This is a genomic window from Geomonas subterranea (assembly GCF_019063845.1).
GTDB classification, from domain to species: Bacteria; Desulfobacterota; Desulfuromonadia; order Geobacterales; family Geobacteraceae; genus Geomonas; species Geomonas subterranea.
In genome coordinates, this window is sequence record NZ_CP077683.1 from 1,522,733 (window position 1) to 1,542,210 (window position 19,478).

The 19,478-nt window shown below is 63.6% G+C and carries 16 protein-coding genes; 4 read left to right on the plus strand and 12 right to left on the minus strand.

Features of this window, described 5'->3' with window-relative positions; translation table 11 throughout:
* Positions 1 to 273: 273 nt before the first annotated feature.
* The 11 genes from KP001_RS06555 to KP001_RS06605 form a co-directional block, all read right to left on the minus strand.
* A complete protein-coding gene (locus tag KP001_RS06555; protein WP_217288734.1) occupies positions 274 to 1,671 on the minus strand; it encodes a serine hydrolase domain-containing protein in 1,398 nt (465 codons plus the stop codon).
* A 464-nt stretch (positions 1,672 to 2,135) separates the two neighbouring features.
* Positions 2,136 to 2,972 (minus strand): cytochrome c3 family protein, encoded by an 837-nt coding sequence (locus KP001_RS06560; RefSeq protein ID WP_224962276.1) that lies wholly within the window; start codon positions 2,970 to 2,972, stop codon positions 2,136 to 2,138.
* A 142-nt stretch (positions 2,973 to 3,114) separates the two neighbouring features.
* Positions 3,115 to 4,014, minus strand: a complete 900-nt coding sequence (locus tag KP001_RS06565; RefSeq protein ID WP_217288736.1) for a cation diffusion facilitator family transporter — start codon at positions 4,012 to 4,014, stop codon at positions 3,115 to 3,117.
* Positions 4,008 to 5,726: a single-stranded-DNA-specific exonuclease RecJ gene (gene recJ / locus KP001_RS06570; protein ID WP_217288737.1), complete on the minus strand. Its 1,719-nt coding sequence runs from the start codon at positions 5,724 to 5,726 to the stop codon at positions 4,008 to 4,010. Before recJ ends, KP001_RS06565 begins: the two co-directional genes overlap by 7 nt.
* Before the next feature lie 278 nt (positions 5,727 to 6,004).
* A complete protein-coding gene (locus KP001_RS06575; protein ID WP_217288738.1) occupies positions 6,005 to 6,580 on the minus strand; it encodes a tetratricopeptide repeat protein in 576 nt (191 codons plus the stop codon).
* Between the two features lie 9 nt (positions 6,581 to 6,589).
* Positions 6,590 to 7,498: a protein translocase subunit SecF gene (gene secF / locus KP001_RS06580; protein WP_217288739.1), complete on the minus strand. Its 909-nt coding sequence runs from the start codon at positions 7,496 to 7,498 to the stop codon at positions 6,590 to 6,592.
* Positions 7,499 to 7,510: 12 nt separating this feature from the next.
* The gene (gene secD, locus KP001_RS06585) at positions 7,511 to 9,109 is read right to left on the minus strand and encodes a protein translocase subunit SecD (RefSeq protein ID WP_217288740.1); all 1,599 of its coding nucleotides are present in this window, start codon (positions 9,107 to 9,109) and stop codon (positions 7,511 to 7,513) included.
* Positions 9,110 to 9,145: 36 nt separating this feature from the next.
* Entirely contained in the window at positions 9,146 to 9,472 is a 327-nt protein-coding gene (gene yajC / locus KP001_RS06590; protein ID WP_183347036.1) for a preprotein translocase subunit YajC, read from the minus strand.
* Positions 9,473 to 9,546: 74 nt separating this feature from the next.
* Positions 9,547 to 10,662 (minus strand): tRNA guanosine(34) transglycosylase Tgt, encoded by a 1,116-nt coding sequence (tgt, locus tag KP001_RS06595; RefSeq protein WP_217288741.1) that lies wholly within the window; start codon positions 10,660 to 10,662, stop codon positions 9,547 to 9,549.
* A gap of 297 nt (positions 10,663 to 10,959) precedes the next feature.
* On the minus strand, positions 10,960 to 11,985 hold the full coding sequence (queA, locus tag KP001_RS06600) for a tRNA preQ1(34) S-adenosylmethionine ribosyltransferase-isomerase QueA (protein ID WP_217288742.1): 1,026 nt from the start codon (positions 11,983 to 11,985) through the stop codon (positions 10,960 to 10,962).
* Between the two features lies 1 nt (position 11,986).
* Entirely contained in the window at positions 11,987 to 13,099 is a 1,113-nt protein-coding gene (locus KP001_RS06605; protein ID WP_217288743.1) for a SpoIID/LytB domain-containing protein, read from the minus strand.
* A 342-nt stretch (positions 13,100 to 13,441) separates the two neighbouring features.
* Between KP001_RS06605 and KP001_RS06610 the strand changes: the two genes are divergently transcribed.
* The 4 genes from KP001_RS06610 to KP001_RS06625 all read left to right on the plus strand — a co-directional run bounded on the left by KP001_RS06610 (position 13,442) and on the right by KP001_RS06625 (position 17,937).
* Positions 13,442 to 15,550 carry an HD domain-containing phosphohydrolase gene (locus tag KP001_RS06610; RefSeq protein WP_217288744.1) on the plus strand — a complete coding sequence of 703 codons (2,109 nt, stop codon included), beginning with the start codon at positions 13,442 to 13,444 and terminating at the stop codon, positions 15,548 to 15,550.
* A gap of 93 nt (positions 15,551 to 15,643) precedes the next feature.
* Positions 15,644 to 16,606 carry an ABC transporter ATP-binding protein gene (locus KP001_RS06615; RefSeq protein WP_217288745.1) on the plus strand — a complete coding sequence of 321 codons (963 nt, stop codon included), beginning with the start codon at positions 15,644 to 15,646 and terminating at the stop codon, positions 16,604 to 16,606.
* Positions 16,603 to 17,589: an ABC transporter ATP-binding protein gene (locus KP001_RS06620; RefSeq protein WP_217288746.1), complete on the plus strand. Its 987-nt coding sequence runs from the start codon at positions 16,603 to 16,605 to the stop codon at positions 17,587 to 17,589. Before KP001_RS06615 ends, KP001_RS06620 begins: the two co-directional genes overlap by 4 nt.
* Positions 17,590 to 17,652: 63 nt before the next feature.
* Positions 17,653 to 17,937 (plus strand): ArsR/SmtB family transcription factor, encoded by a 285-nt coding sequence (locus KP001_RS06625; RefSeq protein WP_216509496.1) that lies wholly within the window; start codon positions 17,653 to 17,655, stop codon positions 17,935 to 17,937.
* A gap of 46 nt (positions 17,938 to 17,983) precedes the next feature.
* On the opposite strand, the gene KP001_RS06630 is transcribed toward KP001_RS06625, so the two are convergent.
* The gene (locus tag KP001_RS06630; protein WP_217288747.1) at positions 17,984 to 19,324 is read right to left on the minus strand and encodes a TldD/PmbA family protein; all 1,341 of its coding nucleotides are present in this window, start codon (positions 19,322 to 19,324) and stop codon (positions 17,984 to 17,986) included.
* Positions 19,325 to 19,478: the final 154 nt, after the last annotated feature.

The following is a 19,478-nucleotide window of genomic DNA, read 5'->3' on the forward strand; positions in this document are numbered from 1 at the left end:
GCCGGTTGCTCTCGATACAGAGCTTGCACAATTTTTCAATGCTGGCTACCTGGCTGTCGCTGAGTCCGGTGGTCTCTGGCAGCCGGAACGTCCGGCAGTCACAGCAACGGCAAAGAATCCCCAAGTCGAGTTCAAGATCATTGTCGAGCATGACTGAGCCCCCCAAGGAAAGATTTACACAATTTAATGTCGGAGATGCTATCACACCTGGAGACAGCAGGCAACAAACTTCGCAGGGGGGTATGAGATTAAGCTGGACCGTTCAGACAGGGTTCAGCTTTTCGCCAGCGAACGGTGCTTCTTCGCCGTAGCGCGCACCTTTCCGGCATCGTTTCTGGCGACCTTGCTCACCTTGGCGCCGCGGTGGCCGGCACGGGCCTGCAGGACGCGGCGCCCCGGCTTGACCGAGCACTTGGCGGCGCGCCGCTCCTCACGCCATTTGAGCGAGGCGATCCGGCCGCGGCGCGGCGGGTTGATAAGCGCGGCGGACGCCTCGATCACCTGCGCCCTGATCTTCTCGACTTCGGCCACAGGAGCCAGCTCACCAGCCACCCCCTTGACGTCGGCGGCGGCATAGGTGGAAACGTTCCTGCGCAGCTGGTTGAAGTTGTGCACGTTGCGGTAGTCCATCCGCCTGGTCAGCATGATGACGAACATGTCCTGCTGGGGATCGATCCAGATGGAGGAACCGCTGTAGCCGGTATGGCCGAAGGAGGCGTCGGAGAAGTAAGTTCCCTTGGGCGCCGAGAAGGGAGAGGCCATGTCCCACCCCAGTGCACGCTTGATCCTGCCGTTGTTACAGGCGTAGGGGGTGGTCATCTGGGTGATGGCGTTGTCGGAGAGGATACGGGTGCCATCGAGGGTGCCGCGCCCGAGTATAAGCCGCGCGTAACGCGCCAGGTCGTAGGCCGAACTGAAGAGACCGGCGTGTCCGGCGACGCCCCCCAGGCGGCGGGCGTTCTCATCCTGCACCACACCACCCTGTGTGCCGGAAGTGGGCGCGATGTCGGCGCCGTCCCGGGAAGGGAGGAAGGAGGTGTCGCGGGTCCCGAGCGGTTCGTAGATCTCTTCGCGGCAGAACTTGTCAAGCCTCTCGCCGGAAACCCGGTGCACCAGCTCTCCCAGCAGTATGAAGTTGATGTCGGCATACTCGAAACCGGAACCAGCGCCGCGGAAGCGCTGCGCCGCGACCTTGCGCACCAGCCCCTCGACGGAGCGGTCCTGCCCCACCATGACGTCGGAGAGCCCGGAGGTATGGGTCAAAAGGTGCAGGACGGTGATGTTCCCCTTGTCGCTGCCTGCGAGTTCGGGGAACCAGCGGGAGAGCGTGTCGGTCAGGGAGATGCGTCCCTCGTCCAGGAGCTTGATGACCGCCGGGGTCGTGGCGATCACCTTGGTGAGCGAGGCGACGTCGAAGAGGGTCCGGTCGGTGATGGCCGGGGCGCCGGGGGCGGCGCTGAGTTGGCCGCGAGCGGCGGTTGCGAGGATCCCCTCGTGGTTGCCGACCACGACGACGCCGCCGGCGATGAGGTTTTCGGCCATGGCCCGTTCCAGCAGCAGGTCGAGATTGGCGGTGGAGACGGCCGCCGAGGTGGCGGGATCAACCATGGCCTGGACTTTAACGGGGGACATGAGCGGGAACAACATGAGTATCAGGAGAATAACGCGCACGAGCTTCCTTTTAAGATCTGTGCTGCCACAGATTTCAGTTAGGACTGCGGTTGATGTTCTGGGTGAGCAGCCGGTGTGGAAGGGGCTGACGCTGCCGTCCGGTAAGCACGACAGGAGCAAGGATACAGGATAAGCCGCTTAACTTTTGTGACCGAGGTCACCATTTCGCCAGCCAAACCCGCGATTCGCCGTGAGAAATGCCGCGTCAAACCCAAAGCAGTTTACAGTGACTGCGGCAGTGGAGGCAAGAGATCTTTGCAGCGCCCCCCTGTCCCAAGGCTCATCAAGAACTCCAGCAACATGGTGCCTCTGGTCCCCCTCCCCTTGCGGAAGGGGGTTAGGGGGTGGGGAAGTGGCCGTCAAGGGAGGGGGAGAAGACCAGTCAGACGGCGGAGGAACGAAAAAAGGCCCCGGGATATCTCCCGGGGCCTTTTCGGTGCAGATGGTTGCAGCAGGTCGTGCGCTTACTTCATGCTGGGTAGGTCATGGACGTCGAGGTGGCAGCCCAGGCAGTTCGGGAAGCGGGTCAGGATCGACTGCGGGTGCGGAGCCTTGTGGCACTCGGTGCACTGCGGGATGTAGCCGTGCTTGGACTTGTGGCACGAAGCGCAGGCGACCTTGGAGTGGCGGGCCTTGGAGTTGAACAGTTTCGCGGCCACCTTGCTGTGGCAGGAAGCGCAGGTCTGGTTCCAGTCGGTGCCCTGGTAGGTCACCTGCTTCGGCTTGTGCACGGAATGGCACTTGGCGCAGGCTTCGACCGGCTGATCCTTGAAGTGCGGCTTGTGGCACATGAAGCAGGAAGGCTTGAAGCCGTGCGAGGTATGGCAACGGTCACAGGAGACGTTGGTGTGCTTGCTCGGGAACTTGACCAGCTCGGCTTTCTCGTCGGCATGGCAGGTGGCGCAGGTGGTGGCGAGCCTCTGGGTCATGGCGACTTTGCGCGGGGTGTGCGGGTTGTTGTGGCAGCTCGCGCAGTCCTTGTTGGCCGGGCCGTGGACGTCGGTGTGGCAGGAGGCGCACTTAGGCATCACTTCGTCGTAGTTGCCCTTCTTCGGGTTGTAGGCGTGGATCACGGTGTGGCAGGCCTGGCAGTCGAAGCGGTGCTTGCCGCCGGCGTTCTTGAGCCCGTTGAACGCACCGGTGTGGCACTGGGCGCATTGCTGCGGGGTGAGCGCAGCCGGGGCCGTGGCGTAAAGCTCGGCCTTCACCGGGATGTCAACAGTCGCCATCTTGGCGGCAAAGGCCGTGGAAGCGACGAGAATCAAGGTCGCTACCAGCAGCGACAGGGTACTCTTTTTCATCATTCCTCCCCAAATAACAGTGTATTCACAACAATCGACTGGTTTTAATACTACCTATGGCGACTGTCTGTCAAGAAAGTTGTGATTAAAAACACACGGAGGGACCGCAGGATACGGCGACGGGAAGGAACAAAGAGAAGCGCTAAAGGCGTATCAGGTCTTCGTGAGGTTCGTCCGATGGGTTTATGTGTATCATCACGTCCCCCACGTTGTTGAAATGGTCGAAGATGCGTCGTTTTACCTCGGTGGCGATGTCGTGGGAGCGCTTCACCGTCATCTCCGGGGGCATGTCGAGCTTCAGGTCCACGATCAGGTACTGCCCGGAATGGCGCGCCCTGATCTCGTGCACCTGGTCCACCCCCTCCACGCCGCGCGCAATCTGCGCGATGGCGTCGAGTAGCGACTGCTCGGGCTGCCCGTCCATCAACTCGTGGGCGGAGGTGCGGAAGGTGTGGTAGCCGATGTGGAAGATGAAGAACGAGGTGAGCCCGGCGGCGATGGGGTCCATGATGCGGAACCCGAAATAGGCGCATCCGACGCCGATCAGAGTGGCGACCGAGGTGATGGCGTCTTTGCGGTGATCCTTGGCGATGGCGAGAATAGCCGGGCTCCCGAGGCTTCCCCCCACCTTCATCGAGTAACGGTACAGCGCCTCCTTGGCGACGATGGTGCCGGCGGCGGCCAAAACGGCGACCAGCGCCGGGGAGGAGTAACGCCCCTCCAGCATGGTGGTGACCGCGCCGTAGAGGATCCAGCCACCGGTGGCGGCGATCACCAGCGAGACGAAGATGGCGGAGAGGCTTTCCACCTTGCCGTGACCGTAGGGGTGATCCGAGTCGTAGGGCTTGCGTCCGACCTTCAAGGCGATCAGGGTCACGCCGATGGCGATGAAGTCGCATGCGCTTTCCACGCCGTCGGCGAATACCGCCTCAGAATGGCCGTAGTGCCCGGCGGCGAGTTTCAGCACCATGAGCACGGCGTTGGCCCAGAAGCCGATGCGGATGACGCGGTCGGCCTTGTTGAAGCGGTCCGTCCTCAGCACGTTCCCTCCGCGCGCAGGTCCTTCACGGTGAGCTGCAGGGAGCTCCTGCCGTTCCAGACGTTGATCCCCGGGGAGAAGAGGAGGTCGACCCTCCCCTGCGGCACCCCTGCCTCGGCGAGCCCGAAGCCGATGGCGTCGAAGGTCTTTCCCCCCTGCCCTACCCTCAGCTTCAGGTGTCCCCCCTTGAGCACCCGGCTTTCCAGCACCTCGGCTCCCCTGAGCACGAAGAGCGGCTCGGGGTTCCCCATGCCGAAGGGCTTCATCTGCTCCAGTTGCCGCACCAGCTCCGCGGTGATCTCGCCGGAGCCAAGCTCCAGGTCGTAGGCGAGCGTCGGGGTGAGAGCGTCGGCGTCGAGCGCCTCCTGGGCCGCCTCGTCGAAGCGCAGCGCGAAGCGCTCCAGCTCGTCCTGGGCGATGGAGAGGCCGGCCGCGTGGCTGTGACCGCCAAAGCGCAGCAGGTGGTCGGCGCATTCCTTGATGGCGTCCAGGAGGTGGAAGCGCGAGATGCTGCGCCCCGAGCCCCGGCCGGTCTCCCCGTCGAAGGCGAACAGGATCACGGGGCGGTGGAAGAGTTCGACGATGCGGGAGGCGACGATGCCGATGACGCCGGGATGCCAGAGTTCGGAGCCGAGCACGATGCTCTTCCTGCCGCTGCAGGCACCCTGTTCGAGCATGGCGCGCGCCTCCTCGAAGGTGGCCCGCTCCAGGGCCTGTCGCTCGGCGTTCGCCTCGTCCAGCTCGCGGGCGATCTCCTTGGCGCGTCGGGGGTCCCGGCAGAGCAGGAGCTCCAGTCCAAGGGAGGCGTCCTCGAGCCTTCCCGCCGCGTTGATGCGCGGGGCGAGCCGGAAACCGACCGCGCCGCAGCCGACCTCGCCCGTGACCCCGGCCACCTCCTTGAGCGCCTCGATCCCGACGCGGGTCCCGGCGCAGAGCTGCTTCAGACCGTAGCTCACCAGCACCCGGTTGATGCCGAGCAGGGGGACCACGTCCGCGATGGTCCCGAGGGCAACCAGATCCAGGTACTCCCTGAGATCGGGCTGCCCCCCCGGCGGGAAGAATCCGTCGGCACGAAGCCGGGAGCGCAGCGCCACCACGAGGTGGAAGGCGACTCCGACGCCGGCCAGGGACTTGAAGGGAAAGGAACAGGAAGGCTGCAGCGGGTTGATGACGGCGCAGGCGTCCGGGAGCTCCTCACCCGGGGAGTGGTGGTCGGTCACGATGAGATCGATCCCCGCCTCACGGCAAAGCTTGGCTTCGGCGACCGCGGTAATGCCGCAGTCCACTGTCACCAGCACCGTGGCTCCGGCGCGTTTCGCGCCCTGCACCCCCTGCCCGGAGAGCCCGTACCCCTCCGTGAGGCGTTTCGGTATGTAGTGGCAGCAGTCGAGACCGATCCTTTGGAAGAAGCTGATCAGAACGGCGCAGGAAGTGACGCCGTCCACGTCGTAATCGCCGTGCACGCAGACGCGCTCACCCGCTTTGAGCGCCCGGACCAGCCGGGACACGGCCTGCGGCATGCCGGCGAGAGCGGTGGGATCTTGAAGCCGGGACAGTACCGGGTTGAGATAGGCTTCGGCGTCGTCGGGGGCGCAGACGCCGCGGTGGGCCAGAAGGCGCGCCAGAAGCGGGTTTACCCCGGAACCGGCAAGCGCGTCGACCGTACCGGCATCGGCCTCCCTGGCCCGCCAGCTTCTATGTGTGACTGGTTTCATCCCTCCTCCACAAGCGAAAAAAATCAGGGTGCAATCATAGCATAAGGAGCAGCACCCGGCGAATCTAATGTGCAGGTCGATGTTCACCTGCGGGTGGAAGCAAAAGCCCCTCTATCCCCCCCTCCCTGGACGGGAGGGGGACGGGGGGTGGGTGAAGCCGCAAGGTGAGGAAAGCATGGCTCCCCGCAGGTGGAGGGAGAACTGAGGCAGCAGGCCCCTGACCGGGCGCAAAAAAAAACCCGCCGTAAGCGGGTTTTTTTCTTTCTCTTTCTCGTGCTCTACTTCTTGAACGATGTCGGCATCTGGTTCAGGCCCGCCATGTCGTTCTTGATCTGCTGGGCCGTGGGGCTGGTCGAATCGAACTGCAGGTACTTGGTCCAGACCTCCTTGGCCTTGTCCGGCTGCTTCAGGTCCTGCAGGTAGACGACGCCGAGGTTGTAGAGGCTTTGCAGGTGCTTGGGGTCGATGGACTGCGCCAGCTCGAAGTTGGCGATCGCCTTGTCGTACCAGCCGATCTTGCGGTACATGATCCCCTGGTCGGTCATGACGTTCAGGTTTTTCGGGTCGAGTTCGAGCGCCTTGCCGTAGGCGTTGACCGCTTTCTGTGCCTGATCGGTGTCGAAGTAGTCGTTGCCGAGCTGGATCCAGGCCTGAAGATTCTTGGGATCCGCGGCCACGATCTTCTCGGCCTCGACGATGCGACGCTGGTAGTCGTTGGGGGAACCCGCGCCCTGGGGTACCGACATGGCCACCTGGGGCTCCTTGTTCTGCCCGGCGATGTTGAAGATCAGGTAGCCACCCAGAAGGCCCACGATCAGCGCAACCACGACGGTAAGTACGTTCTCTTTGTTCACGAATCCTCCTTAGGCGGCTTCGGCCTTGGTTTCGACGGCGTGCTTCTCCCAGAGTGCCACGATCGGGCTCGCCACGAAGATGGAAGAGTAGGTCGCCACCACGACGCCCACGACCAGCGCGAAGGCGAAGTCATGGATCACCTCTCCGCCGAAGAGAAAGAGGGAGACTGCGGCAAGGAAGGTGGTTACCGAGGTGATGATGGTACGGGACAGGGTTTCGTTGATGCTCTTGTTGAAGATGGTGATCATCGGGTCCTTGAGGCTCTTGTGCATATTCTCGCGGATACGGTCGAAGACGACGACGGTATCGGTGAGCGAGTAGCCCGCGATGGTGAGGACCGCGGTGATGAACAGGATGTTGACCTCGCGGTGCATCACGTAGAACACGGCGATCATGGCGAGCACGTCGTGCATGGTGGCCACCACCGCCCCCACGCCGAACTTGAAGTCGAAGCGCCAGGCGATGTAGAGGATGATCCCCAGCATGGAGAGCGCCACGGCCACCAGGGTGTCCTGCTTCAGCTTCTCGCCGATGGAAGGGCCGATCTCGGTGGAGCTTTCCACGGAGAAGGTGTTGCCGGGGATGCCGGCCTTGAGCGCGTCGGCCACCTGGTCGGCGGACTTGCCGGTGGACTTGTGCATCTTGACGAGCACCTGGTTGCCGCCGGTGATTTCCTGCAGTTCCACTTCCTTCACGCCTGCCTTGGCGAGCGCGTCACGGATGGACTGGGTGCTGGCCGCCTGCGCGAACTTGATCTGCATCTCGGTGCCGCCGGAGAAGTCGATACCCATGTTGGCGGTGCCGCGGGCGATGGCGATGATGCCGAGGAGGCCGATGATGGCCATGATGCCGGAGACGAGGAAGGAGACCTTCCTCATCCCGATGAAATCTATGTTGGTCTTCTTGAGCAGTTCCATTGGTCTCCTCCCTTATACGCTGAGTCGCTTCACGTGGACGCGGTCCAGGAAGGCGTCAAAGAGCACCTTGGTGGCCACAAGCGACGTGAACAGGTTGATGATGATACCGAGGCTCAGCGAGACGGCGAAGCCCTTGACCGGGCCGGTGCCGAACTGGAACAGCACCGCAGCGGTGATGAGGGCGGTCACGTGCGAGTCCATGATGGTGAGAAACGCCTTGTCGTAGCCGGCGTCGAGCGCCGCGTGCGGCGTCTTGCCCAGGCGGAGCTCCTCCCTGATCCTCTCGAAGATGAGGACGTTGGAGTCGACCGACATACCGACCAGGAGGACGATAGCGGCGATGCCCGGCAGGGTGAGGGTAGCACCCAGCGCGGAGAGAGCGCCCATCAGGAACAGGATGTTCAGCACCATGCCGAGGTTCGCGACCATGCCGGAGAGCTTGTAGTACAGCGCCATGAAGCTGACGACCAGAAGGACGCCGATCAGGCCGGCCATGAGCCCCTTGTGGATGGAGTCACGCCCCAGGGAAGGTCCGACGGTGACGTTCTGCAGGATCTTGACCGGTGCGGGAAGCGAACCGGCGCGCAGCACGATGGCGAGGTCGGCGGCTTCCTTTTCGGTGAAGGAGCCGGAGATCTGGGCGGAACCGCCCGAGATCCTCTCGCGGATCACCGGTGCCGAGTAGATGTTGCTGTCCAGCACGATGGCGAAGCGCTTGCCCACGTTGGCGGCGGTGACCTGGTCGAACAGGCGCGCGCCGGTGGAGTTGAACTCGATGGCCACGTAAGGCTGGTTGTACTGGGAGTCGATCCTGATCTGGGCGTCGGTCAGAAGCTCGCCGGTGATGATCGCCTTCTTCTTCACGACCAGCGGGGTCTCGGAGACGGCGCCGGTCTGGGGATCGGTCCTCTTCTCGAAGAGGAGCTCGTCATCCTCGGGAAGCGAGCCTGCGGCCGCGGTGGCCGCGTTGACGGACTCGTCGACGAGCTTGAACTCGAGGCGCGCGGTCTTGCCGATCAGCTCGATGGCGCGCTTGGGATCCTTGATGCCGGGGAGCTGCACGACGATGTTGTTGAGTCCCTCGCGCTGGATCACCGGCTCGGAGACGCCGAACTGGTCAATCCTGTTGCGGATGGTCTCGAGAGCCTGCGCCACGGCGCGGTCCTTCCTGACCTGGGCCTCTTTCTCGTTGATGCGCAGCTGCATGTTGACGAAGCCACCCTCGTCGAAGACCGGGAGGGTCTCGAGGTCGGGGTACTTCTTCTTGATCAGTGCCTGCACCTTGTCGGCCGAGCCGCGGTCATACAGGGTGAGCTGCACCTTGTCGCCACCCAGGCGCCCGATCTTCTTGAAGCGCAGGTTCTGCGAGGTGAGGGAGTCCTCGAGGTCGGTGGCGATCAGGTCCAGGGACCCTTCCACGGCCTTCTGGGTCTCGACCTCCATGACCAGGTGGGTCCCCCCCTGCAGGTCAAGACCCAGGTGGATCTTGTCCTTGGGAAGCAGCCCGCTCCACCATTTGGGGAGCGTGTCGACCAGGGTCGGCGTCAGGTAGACGCACGATGCGATGATGAAAATGAGGATAAGAGAAATGCGCCAGGTATAACCCTTCATGGGAAAAGCTCCTTTCGGAAAAATTCGATCAATGCACTAGTCCTGCTTCACAGACGCAATGTACCCTTTGTTGATCCTGACGTTGACGCCGGGAGCGATCTCCAGGGTGACCACCTGGTCGTCCAGTGCGGTCACCTTGCCGTGCATCCCGCCGGCGGTGACGACCTGATCGCCTTTTTTGAGCGCGTCCAGAAGCGCCCTGTGCTCCTTGGCCTTTTTCTGCTGCGGCCTGATGAGCAGGAAGTAGAAGATGGCGAACATGAAGACCAGGGGAATCAGCCCCTGGAACTGCGCCATCATCCCTCCGCCCGCCGGCGCGCCGCCCTGCGCGGGAGCAGCCATTGCAAACGCCAAACCTAACATTTAGTTACCTCCTGGGTTGTATTTCCATCCCTTATTGAATTCAAAGCTTCGAGTAAAGCTTCAGCTCGACCGTGTTAACCGTTTCCCCTCGCGGCGTAAAAATCCTGCCTGAACTTCACGAACTCGCCCCTGGCGATCGCCTCCCGGACCTCTTTCATGAGATTTAAGAAGAAGTGCAGGTTGTGCCAGCTGTTCAGCCGCGATGCCAGGATCTCCTGGCTGCGGTACAGGTGCCTGAGGTACGCCCTCGAGTAGTTGCGGCAGACATAGCAGCCGCAGGCGGGGTCGATGGGACCCTGGTCCTCGGCGTAGATGGCCGCCTTGATGTTGATCCTGCCGAAACTGGTGAAGAGCGCCCCGTTTCTGGCGTTCCTGGTGGGCATGACGCAGTCGAACATGTCAAAGCCGTTGTAGACCGCCTCGACCAGGTCCTCCGGGGCACCGATCCCCATGATGTAGCGCGGCGAGTTTTCCGGAAGGATATCGCTGCACTCCTGCATCATGCCGTGCATGATTTCCTTTTCCTCGCCCACCGACAGCCCCCCAAGGGCGTAGCCGTCGAAGCCGATGTCGGTGATCTGGCGAGCGCTCTCGCGCCTCAAGTCGGGGTGCATGCCACCCTGCACGATGCCGAAGAGCGCCTGGTCGGGACGGCTGTGCGCCTCCTTGCAGCGCCTGGCCCAGCGCGTGGTCAACTCCAGCGACTTTTGCACGTAGGAGCGTTCGGCGGGGTACGGGGGGCATTCGTCGAAGCACATGGCGATGTCGGCGCCCAAGGCCTCCTGGATGGCGATGGAGACCTCCGGCGAGATGAAGTGCCGGGAGCCGTCGATATGGGAGCGGAACTTGACCCCCTCTTCGGAGATCTTCCTGAGCTCCCCGAGCGAGAAGACCTGGAACCCGCCGGAGTCGGTCAGCATGGGGCGGTCCCAGTGCATGAAGCGGTGCAGCCCCCCCATCCGCGCGACCAGCTCGTGCCCGGGGCGCAGGTACAGGTGGTAGGTGTTGGCGAGGATGATCTGCGACCCCACCTCGACCAGTTCCTCCGGGGTCATCGCCTTGACCGTCGCCTGGGTGCCGACCGGCATGAAAATCGGGGTTTCGATCCTGCCGTGCGTGGTTGTCAGAGAGCCTAAACGGGCCGCGCAGCCCGGGTCCTTCTTGATGAGTTCAAACGATATGGCTGACAAAGCACTCCCTACATGTTCTCTTTACATCCCCCTCCCGCCTTCGCGGACCGTAGCGCTTCGGCGCGCGGGCCCGCCGCGGGGGGGGAGGAACGTCTTCTCAATCCAAATTTTAGCGGTCCACTGTAGGGGCGAATAATCATTCGCCCGCCCCCTCGCCCTCCGGGAGAGGGTGGCCGCAGGCCGGGTGAGGGAGGTGCCGCAGCGGGCTGGAAGGTCATCGCTGATGTTCAGCGCCCTCACCCCGCCCCTCTCCCATAGGGAGAGGGAGGTTAATACCCCGTCCCTCCCCGCCCTTCCTCAACCGATAAACATCGCGTCGCCGTAGCTGAAGAACCTGAAGCGCCGCTCGACCGCCTCGCGGTAGGCGTTCAGCATGACCTCTTTCCCGGCGAAAGCGCACACTAACATAAATAGTGTCGATTTGGGGAGATGAAAATTCGTTATCAACGCATCAACCACCCGGAACCGGTACCCCGGCAGGATGAAGATGTCCGCCTCGCGCTCCCCCGCCTCCAGCTCGCCGGAGGCCGCGGCATGCTCCAGGGCCCGCAGCGACGTGGTTCCCAGCGCGATCACCCTCCCCCCCGCCTTCCTGGTGCGGCGGATGGCCCCGGCGGTCTCGTGCGGTATCCGGTACAGCTCCCGGTGCATGGTGTGCTGGGAAAGGTCCTCGACCCGCACCGGCATGAAGGTCCCAAGCCCCACATGCAGGGTGACCGGCGCGATCTCCACGCCGCGACCCCGGATCTCAGCAAGGATCTCCGGGGTGAAGTGCAGCCCCGCGGTCGGGGCGGCGACGGCGCCTTTCTCGCGCGCGAACACGGTCTGGTAGCGCTCCAGGTCCTCACCTTCGGGGGGGCGCTTGATGTAGGGGGGCAGCGGCATGCTGCCGGCCCCCTCCAGCCAGGCCATGAAGTCGTCGCTCCCCTGAAAGAGCACCTGCCATTCCCCGGCGTCACGGGAAACGACGGTCGCGGCGACCCCGCCGGGGAGGATGATACGGGTGCCGGGGCCAGGGGACTTGGAGGCCTTGATGAGGCAGCTCCAGATCTCGCCCGCGCCGGGGATGCGGCGCACCAGGAACACCTCGACCGCCCCGCCACTCTCCTTGTGCCCCTTGAGCCGCGCCGGGATGACGCGGGTGTCGTTCAGGACCAGGAGGTCGCCGGGGCGAAACTGGGCGGCGATGGCCGCCACCGTGCTCTCCCCGACCGCCCCGGTGGCGCGGTCCAGGGTCAAAAGCCTGGAGGCGTCCCTGCGGCTGGCCGGGTGCTGTGCGATCAGCTCCGGCGGGAGTTCGTAATCGAAATCTGAAAGGCGCATGCTATCGACCGTACCCGCCCGAGAGCTTGACGCCCGGATAGTAGTAAGAAAGTATTTCGCGGTAGTCGAAACCTTCGATGGCGCGCCCCTTGGCGCCCCACTGGCACAGCCCGACGCCGTGACCGGAACCGGTCCCCACCACCTGCACCTCGTCGCGGCCGCCGCGGATCTCGAAGTTGGTGCTCTTCACGGTGCCGTACCCGAGGGCCTTCCTGAAGGCGACCGCCGGGATGACCACGCTCCCCCGGGAGCATTCAGCGACCACGTCCTGCGCCCTGCCACTTGCGTTCCTGCCGCGCACGCGCAGCTCCTTGAGCCCCGTCACCTGGAAGCCCGCGTTGCGAAGCGACGTCTCCACCTTCCGCAGGGGAAGGTTCAGCTCCCAGCGGATGGGGTTGGACTCGCCGCAGTAGCGGCAGGCTACACCCTTAAGGTACGGGATGGAGAGGCCCCAGACGTTCCTGGAGGACTCGGTATGCCCGGCGCAATTGGAATGGTAGAAGGCCTGGATGGTCCTGCCGTCGTAGGTGAGCACCTCGCCGGCGGTCTCACGGACACCGTAGGCGGCGCGGCTGTCCTCGACGTCGGCACCCTCGTACACCTGGTCCATGACACTGGATTCGAGCTGGTAGCTCTGGCCGCGGCGGGCCTGCATCTGGTACACCGCGTAGGAGCGCGCGATGACGGCCTGGGCCTTGATGGCCTCGATGGGCCATGCGGAGCTGATCTCGCAGTTGATGAGTCCGACCAGGTACTCCTCGAGCGGCAATTCGTTCACCACCAGGAGCCCCTTGTCGGCGGCGGAGACCTCGATCAGGGCGCGGTAACCCTTTCCGTTCACCGAGATGCGCGAGAAGGCGGAAGCGATCAGCCGGTTCACGGGCTTGCCGTTCACACTGAGCCCGCTGCCGGAGCGGCGCACCTCGAGCGGCATCTCCACCCTGAGCGGTTCGCCGCGGCCGTCGGTCAGGAGCACGCCGTCGCCGTCGATCTTAAGCGTCTCGGTCCCCTTCAACAGGGCCACCCGCACCATCTCCGGTCGCATCGCCGCGGTACTCCCCCCGGCAGCGAGGCAGATGGTGATTAATATGATCAACGTCCGAAAGCAGCTCATCTATTCCATGTATGAATGGGTGTAATCGTCCCAGAAAAGCCCTAGATATAAACCATGGAACCACTTGCAAAGTCAATAATTTTGTCGCTCTAATCAGAGCCTGCTCAGTTTAATGAGTTGGCAAGCGATTTGCTTTGATTCTCATTAAACATGCGATCGCGAGGGGGGGAGCCAGAGGGGGTCCGCCCCGGGGAGTCAAGCTAACCTCCCGATCTCAGTTGGTTTGACGGAAACGAAGTCGAACACGAAATCCTAAATAAGTGTTGCCAGAAGTACAAAAAAAGGCTATATCGCTGTAGGACGTAGCCATTTAGCGTGATCTGTGACACCGTACGGAGCTGTATGAGCATCTCGCTTAAAACAAAGATCCTCACTCTGATCACCGCGATCCTGGTCGTCGTCATCTCTACCGTCGCCTACCACAATTACCGGCAGCAGAAGGAAATGCTGCACGAGATCGCCAACCGCAACACTTCCGTTCTCATCGAGACCATCAAGAGCTCCGTCGCGAACGCGATGCTTTCCGGTCGCTCCGACGAAGTCGCCAGCATCTTCGCCAAGATAAAGTCCCGTGAATTCGTGAAATCCATCCGCATCGTCGACGCGGAAGGGAAGATACTCAACTCCGCGGACCGCGACGAGATCGGCACGACCATCCCGCAACAGGGACGTCCCAAGCTCCCCAGCCGCAACCTTTCCCTGCTTCCCGAAGAAGGCGTTTTCCTCTCCTACGCGCGCATCTTCAACGCGCCCCAATGCTACAAGTGCCATCCCGCCAGCAAGGAAACCCTCGGGCTTCTCGAGATAAAGCTCTCCCTCGGCTACATGAACGGCTTCATCTCCCGCGAACGCGAGCTCGCCATCGTCTCCGCCGTCTTGATGGTGTTGCTCACGATGGTCACCATCTTCATCTTCCTGGTGGCGTACGTCGAGCGCCCGATCCGCAAGATGATGCGCTGCATGGAGCAGGTGGAGCAGGGCAACTTCGACCAGGAGATCAACCTCACCTCCAGCCAGGAGATGCGCTCGCTCGGCAACAGCTTCAACCATATGGTGGGCACCATCGCGAACCTGATGGAATCGACCGTGCAGCATGAAAGGGAACTGGCCCGCGCCCAGGAAAAGCTCGCGCACCACCGCGAGACCCACCTGATGAACGGCAGGCTCGAGGAGCAGATCCGCGAGATCGAAAACCTGAACGTGACCCTGGAGGAGCGGATCGAGGAGATCGAGGAGGCTAACTACAAGATCGCCGATCTCGCCGGGGAGCTGGAGGACAAGAACACCAACCTCGAGAAGGCGGTGGCGAAGCTCTCCACCCTGTACCGGCTGGGGCTGGCCATCAATTCCACCATCGAGGTGGAAGACCTGTACCAGCTGGTCGTGAAGACCACCATGGACACCATGCAGGCCCAGGTCGGCTACGTGGTCCTGTACGACGCCGAGCACGGCGAGCTGCGCATCACCAACCTCATCGGCTACCGCGACCCCAACCCCCAGCACCTGCGCGTCCCCATGAAGCCCTCCAGCGTCTCGAGCTGGGTGATCCAGAACAGCAAGCCGCTTTTGATAACCGACATCACCCTCACCCCCGAGTTCGACCGGGTGAGCCCGATCGGCTTCGAGAGAAAGACCCTGATATGCGTCCCGCTCATGGTGAAGGACGAGATCATCGGCACCCTCACCGTGGTCAACAAGCTGAACAACACCGTCTACAACCACGAGGAGCTGGAGCTCCTCTCCACCATCGCCGCCCAGGCCTCCATCGCCATCAAGAACGCCATGCTCTACGACGAGCAGCAAAAGACCTACCTGAACACCATCCAGGCGCTGGTTTCGGCGATCGAGGCATCCGACAGTTACACCCGCGGCCACTCCGAACGGGTCACCAGGTTCTCGCTGGCCCTGGCCCGCAAACTCGAACTTCCCGCCAACCGCCTCAAGGTGATCGAGCGCGCCGCCATCCTGCACGACATCGGGAAGATCGGCATCGATCTTTCCCTGCTGCACAAGGAGGCGACCCTCACCAGGGACGACGTGGCGGAACTGCAGCAGCACCCCACCATCGGCATGAAGATCCTCGAGCCGATCGAGTTCCTGCACGACGTGCGCCTTTGCATCGGTCAGCACCACGAGCGCTACGACGGCAAGGGGTATCCAAACCGCCTCGCCGGACAGGAGCTCCTCCTGGAGTCCCGCATCCTGGCCATCGCCGACAGCTTCGACGCCATGACCTCGGACCGCCCCTACCGCAAGGCGCTCAAGCTCGAGGTGGCCATCCAGGAACTGGCCGAGAACGCGGGGACACAGTTCGACCCGGAACTGGTTCCCATCTTCATCAAGCTCCTGAAAACGCCCAATTTCCTGCCGCAGCGCGAGGAATACCCGGGGCTGCACGTGGTCCCCTCCCCGTCCAAGGCCGACGCACCTCACTCCTGCATTGCCCAGTAATCCGAATAGTGGTATAAGATAAACCTTTGCAGCGCGGCCGGCAGTGCCGGTCCGCGCCGTTTTTGTGCCCCAAGGGGGGCACCGGGAGCCCCAGTGCCGGCACTTCTAGAAATAACAGGACTGCGCACCGAGTTCCGCCTGAAAAGCGGCGTGCTCAAGGCCGTGCGCGGCGTGGACCTCACCGTCGACGCCGGCGAGACGCTCGCGCTCGTGGGGGAGTCGGGGTGCGGCAAGAGCATCACCGCCGCTTCCGTGTTGAGGCTCGTCCCCCCCCCGGGTCGCATCGTCTCTGGTTCCATCCGTTTCAAGGGGGAGGACCTCCTCGCACTCTCCGAGGAACGGATGCGCGAGATCAGGGGGAACCGGATCGCCATGGTGTTCCAGGACCCGATGACCTCGCTGAACCCGGTGTTCACGGTCGGCTTCCAGGTCGCCGAGGGGCTCAGGATCCACCGCGGCCTCTCCAGCCAGGCGGCGGAGCGCGAGGCTGTCGAGCTCCTCACCCAGGTGGGGATCCCGGCGGCCGGGGACCGGGTCAGGGACTACCCGCACCAGCTCTCCGGCGGGATGCGCCAGCGCGTCATGATCGCCATGGCGCTCGCCTGCGGCCCCGAGCTGGTGATCGCGGACGAGCCGACCACGGCGCTGGACGTGACCATCCAGGCGCAGATACTCGAGCTTTTGGACCGGCTCATGGCGGAAAACCGCATGGGGCTGATCCTCATCACACACAACCTCGGCATCGTGGCCGAGCGCGCCCACCGGACCGCCATCATGTACGCCGGCGAGATCGTGGAGAGCGCGCCCACCGCGGAGCTCTTCGAGAACCCCTTGCACCCCTACACCAGGGGGCTCCTCGCCTCGCTCCCCGAATTCGGGACACCCGGCGAGAAGCTTGCCACCTTCGCGGGAGGAGTCCCCGACCTGCGCGGCGACCTGGCCGGCTGCCCCTTCCGGGAGCGCTGCCCCATCGGCGACGAGGCCTGTAGCAGGGAAACCATCCACATGAGGGAGGTGGCGCCGGGACACCTGGTGCGCTGCCGGAAGGTATCATGACGCCGCTTCTGACCGCCGAAAACCTGGTGAAGCAGTACCCCGTGCGCGGCGGGATGTTCGCCGAGAAGCGGATACTCACCGCAGTGGCCGGCATAGACCTCGAGCTCCACCCCGGGGAGACGCTGGGGCTCGCCGGCGAATCCGGCTGTGGCAAGTCGACCGTGGCGCGGCTTCTCACCGGGCTCACCCCTCCCACCTCGGGAAGCATCCGCTACGCCGGGCGCGAGCTGGCGGCGATGAGCAAGGCGGAACTCGCCCAGTACCGCAAAGAGGTGCAGATGGTGTTCCAGGACCCGTTCTCCTCGCTGAACCCGCGCATGCGGGTCGCGGAGATCGTGGGGGAGCCGCTGGAGATCCACGGCATCGGGGACGCGGCCGGACGGCGGGGCAAGGTCGCGGAACTGCTCGGGAGGGTCGGCCTCTCCCCCGGGCACATGATGCGCTTTCCCCACGAGTTCTCGGGTGGGCAGCGCCAGAGGATAGGGATCGCGCGCGCACTGGCCGTCTCGCCGAAGCTGATCATCGCCGACGAGCCGGTCTCGGCCCTGGACCTCTCCATCCAGGCCCAGATCATCAACCTGCTGCAGGACGTGAAAAAGGACCTGGGGCTCTCCTTTTTGTTCATCACCCACGACCTCTCGGTGCTCAGGCACCTGAGCGACCGGGTGGCGATCATGTACCTGGGAAGGATCGTGGAGACGGGGAGACGGGACCAGGTGCTGAACCGCCCGCTGCACCCCTACACCGAGGCGCTCCTCTCGGCGATACCGAGCATCGATCCGAAGAGAAGGACCCGGCACGTGATCGCCAAAGGGGAACTCCCCTCGCCCGTTTCACCCCCTGCCGGCTGCCCGTTCCACCCCCGCTGCCCCTACGCGCAGCCGGTGTGCAGCGAGAAGCGCCCCGAACTGCTGGAAAAAGTTCCGGGACAACGGGCAGCCTGCCACTTCAGCGAGGAAATCTTCCTCGCCAAAGAAAAGTAAATCAGTTGACAATTCCTATTAGCATATATAGATTATGTTTAGCCCAAACCGGAGGATACAACGTTGGCATTTGACAAGACCAAGGATTACGGAAAAGAAGCGGAAATGCTGAAGGTGCTCGGTCACCCGATCCGCCTGAAAATAGTGGCAGGGCTTTGCACGCAGGAATGCAACGTGAAGCACATCTGGGAGTGCCTGGGGCTCCCCCAGGCGACCGTGTCGCAGCACCTGGCGCTGTTGAAGAACAAGGGGATCATCGAGGGGACCCGCGACGGGGTCGAGGTGCACTACGCTGTGGTGAGCCCGTTCGTGCGCAGGCTCATCGAGATCCTGGACGCGGAGTCCTGACAGAAGAAAACGCAAGGGCTGAGGACCGCTCCCCCCCGGGGCGGTCCTAGGTCCCGCTGACAGCGAGCTCGGCGATCCTCAGAGAAGGTGACCCCGTCGGGCCGAAGAAACGCAGGTCGCTTCCCACCTGGTCCACCCTTCCGAACAACTCAAGCAGGTTTCCCGCCAGGGCGAGCCCCTTCACCGGGTACCTGATCTCTCCATCCTCGACGTAAAAGCCGGCAGCCCCCACAGAGAAGTCACCAGAGATGGGGTTCGCGGTATGCATCCCCATGACCTCGGTGATGTACACCCCTTTGCCCACCCCCGACAAAAGCGACGCGGGACCGGCGTCACCCGGCTCAAGGTGCAGGTTGTGCGTGCCGACCCTGGGCGGGTTCTTGATGCCGCCGCGCACGGCGTTGCCGGTGGAGCGCTCGCCCAGGCGGCGCCCCCAGTAGCTGTCGTAGAGGTATCCCTGCAGCACGCCCGAAACCACCAGCGCGGTGTCCCGCTGCGGCACCCCTTCGCCGTCGCAGGGAGCGCTCCCCATGCCGCCGGGAAGCAGGCCGTTGTCGCGCACGGAGATGAACTCGGGGAAGAGTTTCTCCCCTACCCTCCCGGCCAGAAGAGACTTCCCCTTGTGCACGTTTTCGGCGAGGAAGGAACCGGCCAGGACGTCGAGCAGGTCGGCTGCCACGCGGTTGTCGAGTACCGCCGGGCAGCGCATGGTGGTGAGGGTGCGCGCCCCGAGGAGCGCGGTCGCCTTCCGCCCCGCACCGCGCGCAACCGCGGCAAGATCGACACCCGCGAAAGATGGTGAGAAGGCGTAATCCCATCCGGTCTGGGCGTCGCCGCCGGACTCGGCCACGGCCGAGACGCTGCAGGTGTTGTACGTGCCGCTGTAGGCCGCGTTCAGCCCCAGGGAATTGCGGACCAGCGAGTGGTAGATCGACTCGCCGTAGCTGCATTTGCGTACCCGTTTCACCCGGGGATCGACGTCGAGCACCAGGCGCTCCAGTTCCAGCGCGCGCCTGACCTTGAGCGACTCGTCCAGCGCGGGGAGTTCCGGATCGAAGAGCCAGGGGGTGTCCGGGTAGGAGGGGGAGGATTCGGGGAAGGCGAGGAACTCGTCCGGGGTCTGCACCTGGGCGGCCACCAGCGCCCCCTCCACCATGCGGGAAAGGGAGGCTTCATCAAGCGCCGTCGAGTAGGAAAACCCCATCCCCTTTCCGGACAAAAGCCGCAGCGAGACCCCCAAGGGCTCCGCGACGCGGAAGGCGTCCACCTTCCCCTGCTTCACCTCGATGGCGAGGTCGCGCGAGCCGGCGACGGCTATCTCGTAGGCGTCGATCTGACGCCCCTTGAGGAGGCGCTCCACAGCGTCGGCGTGTTGTGTCAGTTCCATGGTGCCTCGGATATTTTTGGGGTGTTGTAGGGGCAAATAATTATTTGCCCAGCCGCCGGCGCCCGAACCAGTGCCGGGGGCAAGAGAGGTTACGTCGGGGGCAAGGGGGGGCGAATGATCATTCGCCCCTACAGGTGATCCGTGAAGAAAGCAA